The following is a 16,016-nucleotide window of genomic DNA, read 5'->3' as shown; positions in this document are numbered from 1 at the left end:
CGCAACGCGGCAGGAAACAAAAACGGGCGGTTAGCTCAGCGGTAGAGCACTACCTTGACATGGTAGGGGTCACAGGTTCGAACCCTGTACCGCCCACCACTTCCAACGAAGTGGGAACGAAAAAAGCCAGCCATCGCGCTGGTTTTTTTGTGCCTGTAATCCGGGATTCATGCTCTGCAGCGTGGTCCTGATCCGCACAGGCAGAGTCGATGAATACCGGGCCGAAGTGTCTGTCCGCGGCACGGCCGACCAGATAGCGTGTTCGTCTTTGCGCGAAAACTTCCGCTGTACTGAGATCAGGCAGCCGGAACCGCCGGCGATGCGGAGCCTCCCGATGACCACCCACGGCAGGAACACGATTGCCACCTTGCTGATCGGCGCGCTGTTGGTTGCGGCCCAGAACGAATCCGCAAACGGCGCGCCAAGAGCGCCCGGTCAGTACGAGCCGCACCGCAGGCTGGGAGACAATCCGCCCATCACGCTTCCGGCCAGCGGACTACCGGGCGAGGAGATCAGATTCAACCGCCAGCGTAGCGACGGCTCGGAATCCTGGGCGTACCGATGGCAGGTTGGCGAAGAGGGCGGCGGCAGCTGGATCCTGGTCGCCTACACCTTCAACCATTTAAACGAGCAGGAGCGCTGACGGCAGCGCTTCGCGCGCTACGCCTGCCTCAGCCTGCGGTGAACACCTGCCGTAGGCTGCGCAATGAATCCTTGCGGCAGCGGGTCGCACAGTCTTCGCCCATCTTGAATTCCTGCAGGCGCAGGCCGACCAGCGTCAGCGACAACGCGTAGCCGCTGCCGGAACCGAGGCGCGCATGGCTGATCGCATGGCGTGCCAGGGCGTCTACATGATCACGGTCAGGCAGCAGGCCGAGGAACGCACGTTCGGCGCTGTCCAGGTCCGGCGCGGTCAGCACGATGCGCGGGTCATTGGCGCAGTTGAGCAGGGCGGGCGCGGGGCTGGCCGGGGGGAGGAAAGCGTCCATGGCGTCGTTCGGCTCGATACAGAAGCGGTACGTGCACGATGCGTCATCAACATTGTCAGAACATTGCGCGCCCCCTGCGCGGCTTATCATCAGTGCTGGTTTCTGCTGCCCACCGGTTTCCCATGCGCATCCTGCTGGTCGAAGACGATCCTGACCTGTCCCGCGCCCTGCAGTCCGGGCTGGAACGCCAGGGCGTGGTCGCCGACGTGGTGGACACGCTGGCCGCGGCCGCCGCCGCGCTGCGTGACCCGGTGCACCAGTTGTTGCTGCTGGACCGCCAGCTGCCCGACGGCGATGGGCTGGCCTTCGTAGCCATCGCCCGTGCGCTGCGGCCCAATCTGCCGGTCATCATGCTCACCGCCAAGGGCAGCCTGGGCGACAAAGTGGAAGGACTGGATGTCGGCGCGGACGATTACCTGGTCAAGCCGGTGGCCATCGAGGAGTTGATGGCGCGCATCCGCGCGGTAGCGCGCCGCCCGACCGAAATGGTCACCCCGGTGCTGCAGTTGGGGCGGCTGCGTTTCGATTTCGAATCGCTGCAGGCGCAGGTGGACGGCCATGCGCTACCGCTGCCACGCCGCCAGTTGCTGGTGCTGCAGGCGCTGGCATTGCGCCAGGGACGCACGGTCACCCGCAGTGGATTGGAAGAAGCGGTGTACGGCTTCGACGACGACATCCAGTCCAATGCACTGGATGCGCATATTTCCAAGCTGCGCAAAGCGCTGCAGCAGGCCGGTGCGGGCGTGGAGATCCACGTCATCCGCGGGGTCGGTTATCTGTTGGCCGAGGCGTGAAAATGAACACCGATATCCGATCCATTTCACTCGGCCTGGCCTGGCGCGTCTGCCTGGCCCAGGTGTTCACCGTGCTGATCGCGGTGATGGCGCTGATCCTGACCTGGGGTGACCAGGAATCGGTGCACATGGACATGTTCACTGCCGATGACGTGGTGGCCGCGCTGCACGGCGACGGCACGGCCATCCGGCTGGATCGCAAGCGCTGGGATGCCCTCAATGCGGAGGCCGGCGGCAACCTGTGGTTCGTCGCCGTGGATGAACGTGGCAATACCTTGTCCGAGGGAGCCGTGCCGGATGTCCATCGCGAACTGCTGTCACGGCTGGAGCGCGTCGGCTACAGCGAACTGGGATCACTGACCCCGCCCTACCTGGATGCGGCGCGCATCGTGATCAGCAACCAGGATGGCAGGCGCGTGACCGCGATGGTCGGCGGCCAGCCGAAGCACGGGCTGTGGGAAGGTGCGCTGATGGTGCTGCGGCTGATCGGCCCGTGGTTCTTCCTGCCGCTGATCGTGGTGACCCTGCTGGTCATGCCGCTGGTGATCCACCGTGCGATGCGCGGGGTGCGGCAGCTGGCGCGCGAGGCGCGGCTGCTGGACATCGGCAAGGCCGGCGCGCGGCTGGATACGCAGCTGGTCAGCAGCGAGATCGCCCCGCTGGTGAGTGCCTTCAACGATGCCATCGGCAAGGTGCAGCAAGGCTACGCTGCGCGCGACAAATTCCTGGCCGACGCCGCGCACGAGCTGCGCGTGCCGATCGCGGTGGTACAGGCGCGCCTGTCGCAACTGCCGCAGGGCGCCTTGAAGGCGCAGCTGTTGAACGACATCGCGCGGCTGGGCAACGTCGCCGAACACCTGCTGGACCTGCAGCGCCTGGACCGCAGCGTGGAGAAGCTGCAGCCGCTGGACCTGGCCGCATTGGCGCGCACGGCGGCGGCGGAACTGGCACCGCTGGTGATCGGCGCCGGCTACACCTTCGAGGTGGATGCGCCGGACGAACCGGTGTGGATAGTCGGCGATGGCATCGCCCTGGGTCGCGTCATGGCCAACCTGGTGCACAACGCGATCGTGCATGGCGGCGGCCGCGGCACCATCAGCGTACGGCTGGAAGCCAACGCCACGCTGGAGGTCGCCGACCAGGGCGCCGGTGTCCCGGAAAACGACCGCGAGGCGATTTTTGAGCCGTTCCACCGCCTGCGTGCGGCCGGCAGCGGCAGCGGGCTGGGCCTGCACCTGGTGAAGGAGATCATCCAGCACCACGAAGGCGCGGTGAGCGTAGGCGAGGCACCGGGTGGCGGCGCCAGTTTCCGCATCGCATTCAACCGTTCGGTCCGCCGCCCCGGCTGAAACCCGAGCCTGCACTGTGCGGAAAGCTGATGGCAGCCGCTGCGCCAGCAGGGCACGCTGCAGGGCATGGGGGGACAGGCCTGCGATCATCTCGTCGTGTCGCCGGGCCTGTGGGGCAAGGCCAGTGCCGCCGCGCTGGTGGCCGGTGCCACGGCATGCTGTCAAATGCCTGCACTGCCGCCGGCCGTGGTGGCCTGGCCGGCACTGCTGCTGGGCATAGCCCTGTGGCTGGTCCACTGGCGCGGGCGCTGGCTGGGCATGCTGCTGGTGGGCTTCAGCTGGGCGGGGCTGCACGGGCTTTGGGCGTTGCAGGCGCAGCTTCCGCCGCAGCAGCCACCGGTCGACCAGGTGCTGCGCGGCAGGGTGATCGATCTGCCCGAGCATCGCCCGTCCTACAGTCGTTTCCTGCTGCGTGTCGATGACGACCCGGCACTGCCGGAGTATCTCCGCGGCCGGCGCGTGCAGGTCTACTGGAGCGCGCCCTTCGCACGTGGCGGGTCCGGCAGCGCAGTGCCCGGATCAGGCCTTGGTGGTGTGCGGCACACCGTTGCCGCCGGATCACGCTGGCAACTTCAGCTGCGACTGCGCGCGCCACGCAGCCGGATCAATCCGGGGGGATTCGATGGCGAACGCCACGCGCTGATGCTCGGTATCACCGCCAGCGGGCAGGTCCGCGCAGGCTCGGTCCCGCACCAGCTGGAAGGCCCTGCCGGGCTGGCGGCCTGGCGCGAACGCATGTCGCAGCGGATCCGGCAGGCGCTGCCCAGCGAAACGTCGCGGTTCATACGCGCCCTGGCGCTGGGCGACACGCGCGAGCTCAGCGATGCGGATTGGGAACAGCTGCGCGCACTGGGCCTGACCCACCTCATCGCGATCTCCGGGTTCCATGTCGGCTTGGTCGCCGGCGGCCTTGCGCTGCTGGTCGGCCTGCTGTGGCGCTGTATCGCGATGCTGCCCCGGCACGTGCCACGGCCCACCGCGGCCGCGCTGGCGGCGGCTGCGGGCGCGGTGGCCTACGCGCTGGTGGCCGGGCTGGCACTGCCGACCGTGCGCACCGCATTGATGATCGCGGTGGTGGCGCTGGCGCGCGCCGGCCGCCGGCGCATGCCATGGGCCCAGTCGCTGGCGTTGGCGGCCTTCGCGACCCTGCTGGTCGCCCCGCTGTCGGTGCTGGCTGCGGGGTTCTGGCTCAGCTTTGGCGGTGTGCTGTGGCTGATGTGGTGCCTGCCCGGTGGGCAGCGTGCCGAGCCCGGGCTGGCCGGCCTGCTCAAGCCGTTCCTGGCCGCGCAGGGGATTGCCAGCCTGGCCCTGTTGCCGCTCGGCATCAGCCTGTTCGGCCAGGCCTCGCGCATTGGTCCGCTGGTGAACCTGCTGGCGGTGCCGTGGTGGAGCCTGGTGGTGGTGCCGCTGGCGCTGCTGGGCACGGCGCTGGAGGCGCTGCATGCCGGGCTGGGGGCCTGGTGCTGGCGACTTGGCGACGCCGCCTTTGCCGTAAGTTGGACCTGGCTGCAGCCGCTGGCCGCGTGGAGCGGGGCGGTGTGGTGGTTGCCGGAGGCGCCGCGCTGGACGCTGCCGTTGGCCCTGCTGGGGGTGTTCTGGTGGTTGCTGCCGCGTGGCCGTGGCGGCCTGCTCGCGGCACCGCTGTTATGCCTGCCGCTGCTCTGGCCGGATCGGCAACTGCCGGCGCCGGGGGCGGTGGAGGTGCTGGTGCTGGACGTGGGGCAGGGCACTGCGGTGGTGGTGCGGACCGCGTCGCGGCTGCTGCTGTACGACCTCGGGCCCCCGGGCGTCGGCACCGATTCCGGCGAGCGCGTCGTGCTGCCCGCGCTCCGCGCACTGGGTGCCGGCGTGCCTGACCGGGTGCTGCTCAGCCATGCCGACGCCGACCATGCCGGTGGCCTGCCCGGGATCCGCCGTGCGTTTCCGCAGGTGCCGGTGTGGGCGCCGGCAGGGTCCGGAGTCGGCGGCGCATCGCCCTGCCATCGCGGCCAGCAGTGGCGATGGGACGGGGTGGATTTCGAAATCCTGCATCCGGTGCAGGGGCACCGGGAGCGCGGCAATGCGTCCAGCTGTGTGCTGCGCATCGCCACCGCGCGCGGGGTGATCCTGCTCACCGGTGACATCGGCTTCGCCGAAGAAGCCCAGCTGCTGCAGTCCAACCGCAACGCGCTGAAGGCGGACGCGGCGCTGGTGGCCCACCATGGCAGCGCCGGCTCGTCCAGCGCACCGTGGGTGGACGCGGTGGGGGCGCGGCTGGCACTGGTGTCGGCCGGGCACCGCAGCCGCTTCGGCCATCCGCGCGCCGAGGTGGTGCAGCGCTGGGCAGCGTCCGGTGCCGAAGTGCTGGGCACCGCGTCCTCCGGCGCACTGCACGTGTGGCTGGGCGCGCAGGGGCTGCAGGTCCGCGAACAACGGGTGCATGCGGGTCGCTGGTGGAATGCTGCGGGCCGGGAGCGGGCGGCTGCTATCCTATCGGTGGACAAACAGGCGGCCGCTGGGCCGGAGGGTTGGAAACGTGTGGGAACTGGTCAAGGCCGGCGGTTGGCCGATGGTGCCGCTGCTGCTGCTGGGTGTACTGGCTTTGGCGATCGTCCTGGAGCGTTTCTGGTCCCTGCGCCGCAACGAGGTGCTGCCACCGGGCCTGGGCCAGGATGTGCGCAACTGGGCGGCACGCGGCAAGCTGGATCCGGCCCACCTGGCGACCCTGCGGGCCAATTCGCCGCTGGGCGCGCTGCTGGCGGCGGCGCTGGACGCACGCAATCGTCCGCGCGACCAGATCCGTGAGCGCATCGAAGACACCGGGCGCTTCATCGTCCATCGCATGGAACGCTTCCTCAATGCGCTGGGCACCATCGCTTCGGCCGGTCCACTGCTGGGCCTGCTGGGCACGGTGGTCGGCATGATCCAGATGTTCCTGGGCATCCTGGACCACGGCGTGGGCGATGTGAACCAGCTGGCCGGTGGTATCGGCAAGGCACTGGTATGCACGGCCACCGGCATGATCGTGGCGATCCCCGCGCTGATGTTCCATCGCTACTTCAAGGGCCGCATCAACGGCTACGTGATCGAGATGGAACAGGAGGCCAGCGCGCTGCTGGATGCGCTGGATGGCCGTCCGGGCGTGATGGCCACGCCGCCGCGTGCTGCTGCCCCGGCTGCCGCCAACCCCGGCAGCGCCGCCCCGGCCAAGGCCTGACGGATGCGCATCCGCAACGACCGCGCCGGCGATGAGCCGCATATCGACCTGGTGCCGCTGATCGACGTCATCCTGGTGCTGATCATCTTCTTCGTGGTCACCACCACCTTCGATGCGCGTTCCACCCTGCAGGTGCAGCTGCCGCATGCCAGCCAGCAGGCCAACAGTGAACCGCCGCGCGCGCTGAGCATCCTGGTCAACGCCGATGGCCGCTACTTCGTCAACGACCAGGAAGTGCTGCGCACCGACGTGGAGTCGGTCAAGCAGACCATTGCTGCGGTTGCCGGCGAAGACCGCACCCAGTCCGTGCTGCTGCGCGCCGACGCGCGCACCCCCTACCAGGCCGTGGTCACCGCACAGGATGCCCTCGGCCAGCTCGGCTTCCGCCGGATTTCCATCGCAACCGCTCCCGAGGTGCGTCAATGAGTTCCAAACACGCGCCCGTCTGGCCGATCTACAAGCGCCTGCTCGGCTACACCCGCGCCTACTGGGTATTCATGGTGGCCGCCGTGGTGGCGATGGCCATCGAAGCGCTGGCCGGCTACTCCTTCACCCGCTTGATGGAACCGCTGGTCAACCGTGGGTTCGTCAACCCCGAGCCGCGCATGGCGGTGATCCTGCCGCTGACCATCCTGGGCCTGTTCCTGATGCGCAGCCTGGCCACGCTGGTCAGTGACTACACCCTGGCCCGCACCGGCCGCAGCGTGGTGCGCGACCTGCGCGAACAGGTGCTGGAAAAGTACCTGCACCTGCCGTCGTCGCACTTCGATACCGAAGCCACCCCGGTGATGGTCAGCCGGCTGAACTTCGATACCGAACAGGTCACCCAGGCCAGCGCCGATGCCTTGAAGACGCTGGTGGCCGACACCCTGACCATCATCGCGATGCTGGTGGTGATGCTGCAGATGAGCGTCAAGGTCACCATGGCGATGCTGGTGGTGGTGCCGATGATCGGCTTGATCGTGTCCTACGTGGGCAAGCGCTACCGGCGCATCAGCCGCGGCATCCAGGACGGCATGGGCACCATGGCCGCCACGGCGGAGCAGTCGTTGTCCGCCCAGCAGGAAGTCAAGGTGCACGGCACCCAGCGGCATGAGATCGACCGTTACTCGCGGCTGGCCAACCGCATGCTGGGCCTGAACATGAAGGTCGAGACCACGCGCGCCTTCGCCTCCAGCACGGTGCAGTTCCTGGCCGCGCTGGCGCTGGCGGTGATCGTCTGGGTAGCCACCCGCGAAGCGCTGGTCGGCAAGCTCAACGCCGGCCAGTTCATGGGCCTGATGACCTCGATGATGGCGATCATTCCGTCGCTGCGCCGGCTGACCAGCGTGCAGACCTCGATCTCGCGCGGTGTGGCCGCCGCCGAGCGGCTGTTCTCCATCCTGGACATGCCGGTGGAGCGTGACCGGGGCAGCAAGCGCATCGAACGGGCACGCGGTGAACTGGCTTTCGAACACGTGATGCTGCGTTACCGCGAAGACGCCGGCATCGCGCTGGACGACATCAGCTTCGTTGCACGCCCCGGCACCGTCACCGCCGTGGTGGGACGCTCGGGCAGTGGCAAGACCAGTCTGATCCGGCTGGTGCCGCGCTTCTACGAGCCCAGTGGCGGCCGCATCACGCTGGATGGCGTGCCACTGGACGATTACCCGCTGGCCGACCTGCGTCGGCAGGTGGCGATGGTGGGACAGAAGGTGATGCTGTTCGACGACACCATCGGTTCGAACATCGCCTACGGCATGGATGCCAGCCAGGAGCAGATCCGCGCGGCGGCCGAGGCGGCCAACGCCTGGGAGTTCATCGCGCGCCTGCCGCAGCAGCTGGACACCCCGGTCGGCGAGAACGGGGCGCTGTTGTCCGGTGGCCAGCGCCAGCGCCTGGCGATCGCCCGCGCGATCCTGCGTGATGCGCCGATCCTGATCCTGGACGAGGCGACCGCCGCGCTGGACAACGAATCCGAACGGCTGGTGCAGGACGCGCTGCAGCGGCTGATGCCCGAGCGCACCACGCTGGTCATCGCGCACCGGCTGTCCACCATCGAACACGCCGACCAGGTGCTGGTGATGGACCAGGGCCGCATTGTCGAGCGCGGCACGCACGATGAACTGCTGGCCATGGGTGGCCTGTACGAGCACCTGTACAACATGCAGTTCCGCGAAAGGCAGGCCTGATGTCCGGCAAGGGTACCCAGACACCGGCCTACTGGTATGACGGCTCCACGGTGCCGCTCGGGATGCGCCTGCTCAGCCCGCTGTATGCGGCCGTGTCCGGCCTGCGGCGACGCCTGTACCGGCGCGGCTGGCTGAAGCGGCACGCGTTGCCGGTGCCGGTGATCGTGGTCGGCAACATCACCGCCGGTGGCACCGGCAAGACCCCGCTGACCATCGCGCTGGTGCAGCAGTTGCGCGCAGCGGGCTGGAAACCCGGCGTTGCCAGCCGTGGCTATGGCCGCGAGCAGGCTGAAACCGGGCGCTGGGTGGACGCCGATACGCCGACCGCGCTGGGCGGCGACGAACCGGTGCTGATTGCCTGGAAAACCGGTGCGCCGGTGCGGGTGGATGCCGACCGGGTAGCCGCCGGCAAGGCGCTGGTCGAGGCAGGTTGCGATGTGATCGTCTGCGATGACGGCCTGCAGCACTACCGCCTGGCGCGCGATATCGAGATTGAAGTCATTGACGCGCAGCGTCGTTACGGCAACGGCCGGCTGCTGCCTGCCGGCCCGCTGCGCGAGCCGGTGGCCCGCGCCGGCGAATGCGATTTCCGCGTGGTCAACCAGGGCGCGGCCAGCGCGGAAAACGCGGCGGTGGCGTGCGGGTTCGGGCAATGGCCGATGCGCCTGCGCATCGACAGTGCGCAGCCGCTGGTGGGCGGACGCCTGCGCGCGCTTTCGCACTTTGCCGGGCAGCGCGTGCACGCCGTGGCCGGCATCGCGCACCCGCAGCGATTCTTCGACATGCTGCGTGCCGAACGCATCGGCGTGGTCCCGCATGCCTTCGCCGACCACCACGCCTACCAGCCGCAGGACCTGCGCTTTGGCAGCGAGCTGCCGATCCTGATGACCGAAAAGGACGCGGTGAAGTGCCGTGCCTTCGCCAACGACTGGCACTTCGCCATTCCCCTGCAGGCCGATCTGCCCGCCGCGTTCTGGGTGGCATTGACCGACCGCCTTGAGAAGCTGCGCGCGCGCTGAACCGCCCGCGCGCGTGGCCTGTAACCGGAGAACCCCATGACCGAGTTCGTCGTCGCCATTCCTGCCCGCTATGCCGCTTCGCGCCTGCCCGGCAAGCCGTTGCGCCTGCTCGGCGGGGAACCGCTGGTGCTGCACGTGGCGCGGCGCGCGCTGCAGGCCGGCGCGCGCGAAGTGTGGGTGGCCACCGACGATGCGCGCATCGCCGAGGCGCTGGCGGGGTTGCAGGACGTGCAGGTGGCCATGACCGATCCGTCCCATCCCTCCGGCACCGACCGGCTGGCCGAATGTGCACGCCATGCCGGTTGGGCCGATGACACCGTGGTGGTCAACCTGCAGGGTGACGAACCGTTTGCACCGGCCGCCGGCATCCGTGCGGTGGCCGACGCGCTGGCCAGCGGCCGCGCCCCGATGTCCACGCTGTGTACACCGGTCGAAGATGCGGCCACGCTGTTCGATCCCAACGTGGTCAAGCTGGTGCGCAACGCGCGCGGTGAGGCCATGTATTTCAGCCGGGCGCCGATCGCCTGGCACCGCGATGGTTTCGCGCGCAGCCGCGAGGTATTGCCGGACGGGGTCCAGTGGCTGCGCCACATCGGCATCTACGGCTACCGCGCCGGCTTCCTGCAGCAGTTCGCCGCAATGCCGCCCGGCAGCCTGGAACAGGTGGAAAACCTGGAACAGCTGCGGGTGCTGGAGGCCGGCTACCCGATCAGCGCGGCGCTGTCGCCGGCGCCGTTCCCGGCCGGCATCGACACCCCGGAAGACCTGGAGCGGGCCGAACAGTTGCTGGCCAGCGGCCAAGCCTGAGCGGGCCAGGAAAAAATCCGCGTGGCACAACGATTGCATGACGCGCGGTCCGGCATAATCAGGGTATGAACGCCCAACCCGTCCAGGACCTCCCCGAGTTCGCCACGTGGCTGAACGCCGCGCCCGCCACCTTGAGCGAGCTGCGCGGGCAACCGCTGGCCCTGCTGTTCGTCAATGCGGCGTCGGCATGGTGCGCGCAACGCCTGGCCGAAGTGGCGAACTGGCAGTCGCGCCATCCCGGTCGGCTGCAGGTGCTGGTGCTGCAGGTGCCGCGTTTCGATTTCGAACGCGACGAAACGGCCAGCCTGAAGCTGCTGCGCCGCCAGGGCCTGCACTCGGTCGCGCTGCTGGACAGCGACTGGGACGGCTGGCGGCGCTTCGGGGTGACGGCCTGGCCGACGATGGTGCTGATGGATGTCTACGGCCGCGAAAGCAGCCGCCTTGTCGGCCTCGGCCAGCCGGGCGAGCTGGACCGCGCGCTCAACGAACTGTGCGGCAACCTGCAGCCGACACCGTTCGAAGCACTGCGCGAGCTGCGCCCGGAGCCGCGCCTGCCGCTGTGTTTCCCCACCGGGCTGGCGGTCACCACCGAGCGGCTGTACATCGCCGACAGCGGCCACCACCGCGTGCTGGAATGCACCCATGGCGGGCGCGTGCTGCGCCAGTTCGGGCAGGGCACGCCGGACTTCATGGATGGCGGGGCGCAGGACGCGGCCTTCAACCGGCCGCAGGCGCTGGTGGTGGAACGCGAGTCGCTGTACGTGGCCGACACCGGCAACCATGCCCTGCGTCGCATCAACATCATCACCGGCCAAGTGGACACGCTGTGTGGCAATGGCCGGCCGGGCGAACCGCGCGACGGGCAGGTTGACGACCCGCGCAGCGTGGCGCTGAACCACCCAGCAGGTCTGGCCCTGGCCGACAATGAACTGCACATGGCGATGGCCGGTGACAACCGTATCTGGAGCTATCACCTGGGCCAGCGACGACTTACCCGGCGCGCCGGCAGCGGCGCCATCGACCAGCGCGACGGCAGTGGCAACGTGGCGGCCTTCGCCCAGCCGACCGGACTGGCCGTGGTGCAGCAGGCGCTGTACGTGGCCGATGCGCTGGCCTCTTCGATCCGCTGCGTGCAGCTGCGCGGCGACCTGGTGCAGACGCTGATCGGGCAGGGCGTGTGGAACCACGGCAGCGAAGACGGTCCGCGTGACCGGGCCAGCCTGCAGTTCCCGCAGGCCATCGCGCTCAGCCCGGATGCACCGCTGCTGTGGATTGCCGATGCCGGCAACGGTCGCCTGCGCACCCTGCGACTGGGCGGCGGCGAACTGGTCACCCAGGCCTTGCCCCGCCGGCTGCACGGGCCGGCCGGCCTGGCGGTCGGATCCGGTGCGGTCTGGATCGCCGAAACCGATGCCCACGCCGTGCTGCGCTTCGACCCCGCCAGTGGCGTGCTGAGCGACGTGCCGATCACCGAATGAACGCTGTACCCGCTTTCGATGGCAAGGCCTTCGCGGCCGCGCTGAGCACCGCGCCCGGTGTCTACCGCATGTACGCCGCCGACGATGTGCTGTTGTATGTCGGCAAGGCGCGCGCCCTGCGCAACCGTGTCGGCAGCTATTTCAACGGCAGCCCGAAGAACGCGCGGATCATGTCCATGCTGTCGCAAATCGTGCGCATGGACGTCACCGTGACGCGCTCGGAAAGCGAAGCGCTGCTGCTGGAAAACCAGCTGATCAAATCGCTGTCGCCGCGGTACAACGTGTCCCTGCGCGACGACAAGACCTATCCGCACGTCCTGCTGACCCGCGAGGCGTGGCCGCGCATCGCGCTGCACCGCGGCCCGCGCGCCGTACCGGGCCGCTACTTCGGGCCCTATCCGGGGGTCACTGCGGTGCGCGAAACGCTGAACCTGATGCACAAGCTGTTCAAGCTGCGCAGCTGCGAGGACAGCGTGTTCAAGAACCGCTCGCGGCCGTGCCTGCAGTACCAGATCGGCCGGTGCAGCGCGCCCTGCGTGGATCTGGTGGCAGCCGAGGATTACGCCGAAGCAGTGCGCCGCGCCTCGATGTTCCTGGAAGGCAAGAGCGATGAGCTGACCCGTGAGCTGGGCGAGCAGATGCAGGCGGCCAGCGAGTCGCTGGAATTCGAGCAGGCCGCACGGCTGCGCGACCTGGTCAAATCGCTGCGCAGCATGCAGACCCGCCAGTACGTGGACGGCCGCGCCGCCGACCTGGACGTGCTGGCGGTGGCCACCCGTGGCGCGCAGGCCTGCGTGATGCTGCTGGCCTTCCGTGACGGCCGCAACATGGGTACGCGCCCTTTCTTCCCGCGCACCAATGGCGAAGACAGCCCGGAAGAAGTGCTGGGCGCGTTCGTGTCGCAGTACTACGTGGAATTCGAGCCCCCGCGCGAGATCCTGCTGGATCGCGAAATCCCGGATGCAACCCTGCTGGAAGCCGCGTTTTCCGCGTCCTCCGAACGCCGCGTGCAATTGAAGTGGAACGTGCGCGGCGAACGCGCGGGTTACCTGGAACTGGCCAGCCGCAACGCGCAGCTGACTCTGGCCACCGAACTCAACAGCCGCGACTCGCAGCATGCACGCAGCGAGGCGGTGCGCGAGATGCTGGGCCTGGCCGAGCCGGTCAAGCGGGTGGAGTGCTTCGACATCAGCCACACCATGGGCGAGGCCACGGTGGCCTCGTGCGTGGTGTTTGATGCGGCCGGGCCGGTGAAGGCGCAGTATCGCCGCTTCAACATCAGCGGCATCGAACCCGGCGATGACTACGCCGCCATGCGCCAGGCGATCGACCGCCGTTTCCGCCGGGCGGTGGAAGAGCAGGGCGTGCTGCCGGATGTGCTGCTGATCGATGGTGGCGCCGGGCAGCTGGCGCAGGCCCAGGCCGCACTGGCCGATCTGGGCGTGGAAGGCGTGCTGCTGGTCGGCGTGGCCAAGGGCGCCGAACGCCGCGCCGGGCACGAAGCGCTGGTGCTGCCGGACGGACGCGAGCTGCGCCCCGGCGCGGCCTCGCCGGCGCTGCAGTTCATCCAGCAGGTGCGCGACGAGGCGCATCGGTTTGCCATCACCGGGCATCGTGGCCGCCGCCAGAAGGCCCGCATGACCAGCAAGCTGGAAGATATCGCCGGTATCGGGCCGCGCCGCCGCGCCAGCCTGCTCAAGCATTTCGGCGGACTGGTCGGCCTGAAGGCGGCCGGCGAGGCGGAAATCGCCAAAGTGGAAGGCATCAATGCTGCCCTCGCTGCGCGTATCTACGCTAACCTTCATGGACTGCCCGAGCCGAATGCGGCGGGCGAGTAGAGATTACCGATGACGTTGACCCTCCCCACCTGGCTGACCCTGCTGCGGATCCTGATGATCCCGGTGCTGGTGCTGGTGTTCTATCTTCCCTACACGTGGACCAACTTCGCCTCGGCGGCGCTGTTCGGCCTGGCGGCGATCACCGACTGGCTGGATGGCTGGATCGCGCGGCGCTACCAGCTGGAATCGGCGTTCGGTGCGTTCCTGGATCCGGTGGCCGACAAACTGATGGTCGCCGTGGCGCTGTTCCTGATCGTGCAGGGCCATCCCACGCCGTGGATGGCGTTCTGGGCGGCGGTGATCGTGGGCCGCGAAATCGCTGTTTCGGCACTGCGCGAATGGATGGCCGAACTGGGCCAGCGGGCGAAAGTGCGCGTGGCGGTGATCGGCAAGGTGAAGACCACCGCGCAGATGGTCGCGCTGCTGTGCCTGCTGTATTCAGTGGCGCCGAACACCCCGGTGGAGGACATCTGGATGGGCCCGCCGGTGTTCCACATGGGCGACTGGACGCTGGCGATCGCTGCGGTGCTGACCCTGTGGTCGGGCCTGCAGTACCTGCACGCGGCGTGGCCGAGCCTGCGCGCCGATGAGCGTGCGGCACGCGAACGCGCGCGCCTGAAGAAGGGCGGCTGAAAGCGGTTGACACCGATGTGAAGACAGGTAAAATGCGGCCTCCCAAGCGGGAATAGCTCAGTTGGTAGAGCGCAACCTTGCCAAGGTTGAGGTCGCGAGTTCGAGTCTCGTTTCCCGCTCCAGAATCTGAAAAGAGGCCGAAAGGCCTCTTTTTTTGTGCCGGCGGAAGCGGCTGGCGTCCCTGCCGTCCTTGACACCGGCGACAGGCCGTGTAGAATGCCGCCTCCCAAGCGGGAATAGCTCAGTTGGTAGAGCGCAACCTTGCCAAGGTTGAGGTCGCGAGTTCGAGTCTCGTTTCCCGCTCCAGGTTTTGAAGAAGAGGCCCACGCGGTCTCTTTTTTTTGCCTGTATTCGAAGGTGCGCTGCGTGCGTGATTGCTGCGATCGGAGAGCTGAACAGGCTTGACGAGATGAAGGAATTTCGACACAATATCGCTTCTCCGGCGCAGGTCGAAGAGATTGCGGGAATAGCTCAGTTGGTAGAGCGCAACCTTGCCAAGGTTGAGGTCGCGAGTTCGAGTCTCGTTTCCCGCTCCAGTTTTACCGGGCCCCGGAAGGGGCTTTGTTTTTCTCCCGCACCGGCCGTGCGGGGCGATGCTTCCGGAAGGGAGTGGCGCAGCGGAAAAGCAGCGTTTTGAAGCGTGAAAACGCTGGTGTGGTCCCGGGTCTTCCGGTAGCATGTCGGCCTCACGCGGGAATAGCTCAGTTGGTAGAGCGCAACCTTGCCAAGGTTGAGGTCGCGAGTTCGAGTCTCGTTTCCCGCTCCAAATCCCGACAGGCCCCGACAGGGGTTTCGTCTTACCAGGATCGCATTCCTGGTAGCTGTACACCGGCCTGGTGGCAGAGTGGTTATGCAGCGGCCTGCAAAGCCGCGTACGCCGGTTCAATTCCGACCCAGGCCTCCAGTTGAAAAGCCCTGATCGCATCAGGGCTTTTTTATGCCTGGCGTTTGGTGAGGCGGGTCTGCAACCCCCGCATTTGGGGTCGAGTCGACGCGCAGGCACGTCGGTACGCGTTCGCGCGCGCTATTCGGCCAGTCCTTGGCTCTGGACGGAGGCCGCCCAGGACTACGTGGTGACCGAGAGCGTGCAGATGCGCAGCGCGCCGCTGTATGACGCGGTGGTGGTCACTGGCGAGCTCGCCGGGAAGGGCGTGACGGCCAAGGTCCGGAAGGGAGGCGAGGCCGGCCAGTTGTTCGCGCCGCAGGCCAGCAGTCCGCTCATCAACACGGCGGCGGCAGCGTCCGAGCGTGGGCGCAACATCCTGTCAGACCGCGGCGAACAGGCGCTCATCGAACTGTCGCTGCCGCTGTTCCCACTACCGTTGCGCTCCGGCGAGGTGGGGCGGATCTTGCCGCTGGACCTCGTCCAGGTGCTGGCGGCGGAGGGCACTTGGCACGGTCTCTGCACCGCCTCGCGCATTGAGGTGCGCGCCGAGGATGCAGCGCTGGTTGTGGAGCAGATCATCACCCTGGAGAGGCACTACACCGATGCGGACTGATATGTGGGGGCAGTTCGATGAACTGGTCAGCAGCAGCCCCCGGCTGATCGCTACCGTCACCGCGCACAACGATGATGGCACCAGCAGTTTGACGACATACGACGGCGTGCAGATGCGTGCTTTCGGGCAGCTGGACTCGCCGATTCCTTACAATGTGTGGGTGCGAAATGGGCGAGTGCTGGAGGCGGCACCGAATCTGCCGCTAGTGGAAACCACCGTTTAAGAAGTCTGGCGTAACACAGA

At 68.0% G+C, this 16,016-nt stretch carries 14 protein-coding genes, 6 tRNA genes and 1 pseudogene; 20 read left to right on the top strand and 1 reads right to left on the bottom strand.

Annotated elements, in window-relative coordinates; all coding sequences use genetic code 11:
- The first annotated feature begins 24 nt into the window (after positions 1–24).
- Together ACI2JH_RS06880 and ACI2JH_RS06875 are read left to right on the top strand one after the other, a co-directional pair.
- A tRNA-Val gene (locus ACI2JH_RS06880) sits at positions 25–99 on the top strand.
- Positions 100–334: 235 nt separating this feature from the next.
- Entirely contained in the window at positions 335–643 is a 309-nt protein-coding gene (locus ACI2JH_RS06875; RefSeq protein ID WP_404735775.1) for a hypothetical protein, read from the top strand.
- Positions 644–671: 28 nt separating this feature from the next.
- On the opposite strand, the gene ACI2JH_RS06870 is transcribed toward ACI2JH_RS06875, so the two are convergent.
- Entirely contained in the window at positions 672–989 is a 318-nt protein-coding gene (locus ACI2JH_RS06870) for a hypothetical protein (protein ID WP_404735774.1), read from the bottom strand.
- Between the two features lie 122 nt (positions 990–1,111).
- Here ACI2JH_RS06870 and ACI2JH_RS06865 point away from each other — a divergent pair, with 122 nt between their 5' ends.
- The 18 genes and pseudogenes from ACI2JH_RS06865 to ACI2JH_RS06780 all read left to right on the top strand — a co-directional run bounded on the left by ACI2JH_RS06865 (position 1,112) and on the right by ACI2JH_RS06780 (position 15,996).
- Positions 1,112–1,783 (top strand): response regulator transcription factor, encoded by a 672-nt coding sequence (locus ACI2JH_RS06865; protein ID WP_182655465.1) that lies wholly within the window; start codon positions 1,112–1,114, stop codon positions 1,781–1,783.
- Positions 1,784–1,785: 2 nt separating this feature from the next.
- On the top strand, positions 1,786–3,132 hold the full coding sequence (locus tag ACI2JH_RS06860; protein ID WP_182655466.1) for a HAMP domain-containing sensor histidine kinase: 1,347 nt from the start codon (positions 1,786–1,788) through the stop codon (positions 3,130–3,132).
- A gap of 66 nt (positions 3,133–3,198) precedes the next feature.
- Positions 3,199–5,640, top strand: a pseudogene (locus ACI2JH_RS06855) (DNA internalization-related competence protein ComEC/Rec2); the annotation flags it as partial.
- 7 nt (positions 5,641–5,647) lie between these two features.
- Positions 5,648–6,328: a MotA/TolQ/ExbB proton channel family protein gene (locus ACI2JH_RS06850; RefSeq protein WP_232767740.1), complete on the top strand. Its 681-nt coding sequence runs from the start codon at positions 5,648–5,650 to the stop codon at positions 6,326–6,328.
- 3 nt (positions 6,329–6,331) lie between these two features.
- On the top strand, positions 6,332–6,754 hold the full coding sequence (locus tag ACI2JH_RS06845) for a biopolymer transporter ExbD (RefSeq protein ID WP_042614192.1): 423 nt from the start codon (positions 6,332–6,334) through the stop codon (positions 6,752–6,754).
- The gene (gene msbA / locus ACI2JH_RS06840; RefSeq protein WP_182655468.1) at positions 6,751–8,499 is read left to right on the top strand and encodes a lipid A export permease/ATP-binding protein MsbA; all 1,749 of its coding nucleotides are present in this window, start codon (positions 6,751–6,753) and stop codon (positions 8,497–8,499) included. Before ACI2JH_RS06845 ends, msbA begins: the two co-directional genes overlap by 4 nt.
- Positions 8,499–9,518 (top strand): tetraacyldisaccharide 4'-kinase, encoded by a 1,020-nt coding sequence (lpxK, locus tag ACI2JH_RS06835; RefSeq protein WP_042614194.1) that lies wholly within the window; start codon positions 8,499–8,501, stop codon positions 9,516–9,518. Before msbA ends, lpxK begins: the two co-directional genes overlap by 1 nt.
- A 36-nt stretch (positions 9,519–9,554) precedes the next feature.
- The gene (gene kdsB / locus ACI2JH_RS06830; protein ID WP_319274047.1) at positions 9,555–10,325 is read left to right on the top strand and encodes a 3-deoxy-manno-octulosonate cytidylyltransferase; all 771 of its coding nucleotides are present in this window, start codon (positions 9,555–9,557) and stop codon (positions 10,323–10,325) included.
- Positions 10,326–10,390: 65 nt separating this feature from the next.
- Positions 10,391–11,803 carry a hypothetical protein gene (locus ACI2JH_RS06825; RefSeq protein WP_191769961.1) on the top strand — a complete coding sequence of 471 codons (1,413 nt, stop codon included), beginning with the start codon at positions 10,391–10,393 and terminating at the stop codon, positions 11,801–11,803.
- The gene (gene uvrC, locus ACI2JH_RS06820; RefSeq protein WP_042614197.1) at positions 11,800–13,641 is read left to right on the top strand and encodes an excinuclease ABC subunit UvrC; all 1,842 of its coding nucleotides are present in this window, start codon (positions 11,800–11,802) and stop codon (positions 13,639–13,641) included. The genes ACI2JH_RS06825 and uvrC overlap by 4 nt, the downstream gene beginning before the upstream one ends.
- A gap of 9 nt (positions 13,642–13,650) precedes the next feature.
- Entirely contained in the window at positions 13,651–14,274 is a 624-nt protein-coding gene (gene pgsA / locus ACI2JH_RS06815) for a CDP-diacylglycerol--glycerol-3-phosphate 3-phosphatidyltransferase (protein ID WP_042614198.1), read from the top strand.
- Positions 14,275–14,320: 46 nt separating this feature from the next.
- Positions 14,321–14,396: transfer RNA gene (locus tag ACI2JH_RS06810), tRNA-Gly, on the top strand.
- Positions 14,397–14,504: 108 nt separating this feature from the next.
- Positions 14,505–14,580: transfer RNA gene (locus ACI2JH_RS06805), tRNA-Gly, on the top strand.
- Positions 14,581–14,734: 154 nt separating this feature from the next.
- Positions 14,735–14,810 (top strand) — tRNA-Gly (locus ACI2JH_RS06800).
- A 154-nt stretch (positions 14,811–14,964) separates the two neighbouring features.
- Positions 14,965–15,040, top strand: a tRNA-Gly gene (locus ACI2JH_RS06795).
- A 64-nt stretch (positions 15,041–15,104) separates the two neighbouring features.
- Positions 15,105–15,178, top strand: a tRNA-Cys gene (locus ACI2JH_RS06790).
- A gap of 169 nt (positions 15,179–15,347) precedes the next feature.
- Positions 15,348–15,773, top strand: a complete 426-nt coding sequence (locus ACI2JH_RS06785) for a hypothetical protein (protein ID WP_404735773.1) — start codon at positions 15,348–15,350, stop codon at positions 15,771–15,773.
- Positions 15,763–15,996, top strand: coding sequence for a hypothetical protein (locus ACI2JH_RS06780; RefSeq protein WP_404735772.1), 234 nt, complete (start codon positions 15,763–15,765; stop codon positions 15,994–15,996). The genes ACI2JH_RS06785 and ACI2JH_RS06780 overlap by 11 nt, the downstream gene beginning before the upstream one ends.
- Positions 15,997–16,016 lie beyond the last annotated feature (20 nt).

This window comes from Stenotrophomonas sp. NPDC078853 (assembly GCF_044901215.1).
Taxonomy (GTDB): Bacteria; Pseudomonadota; Gammaproteobacteria; order Xanthomonadales; family Xanthomonadaceae; genus Stenotrophomonas; species Stenotrophomonas lacuserhaii.
Note: the sequence above shows the minus strand (reverse complement) of the source record. Positions and strands in the feature narration are given on the sequence as shown.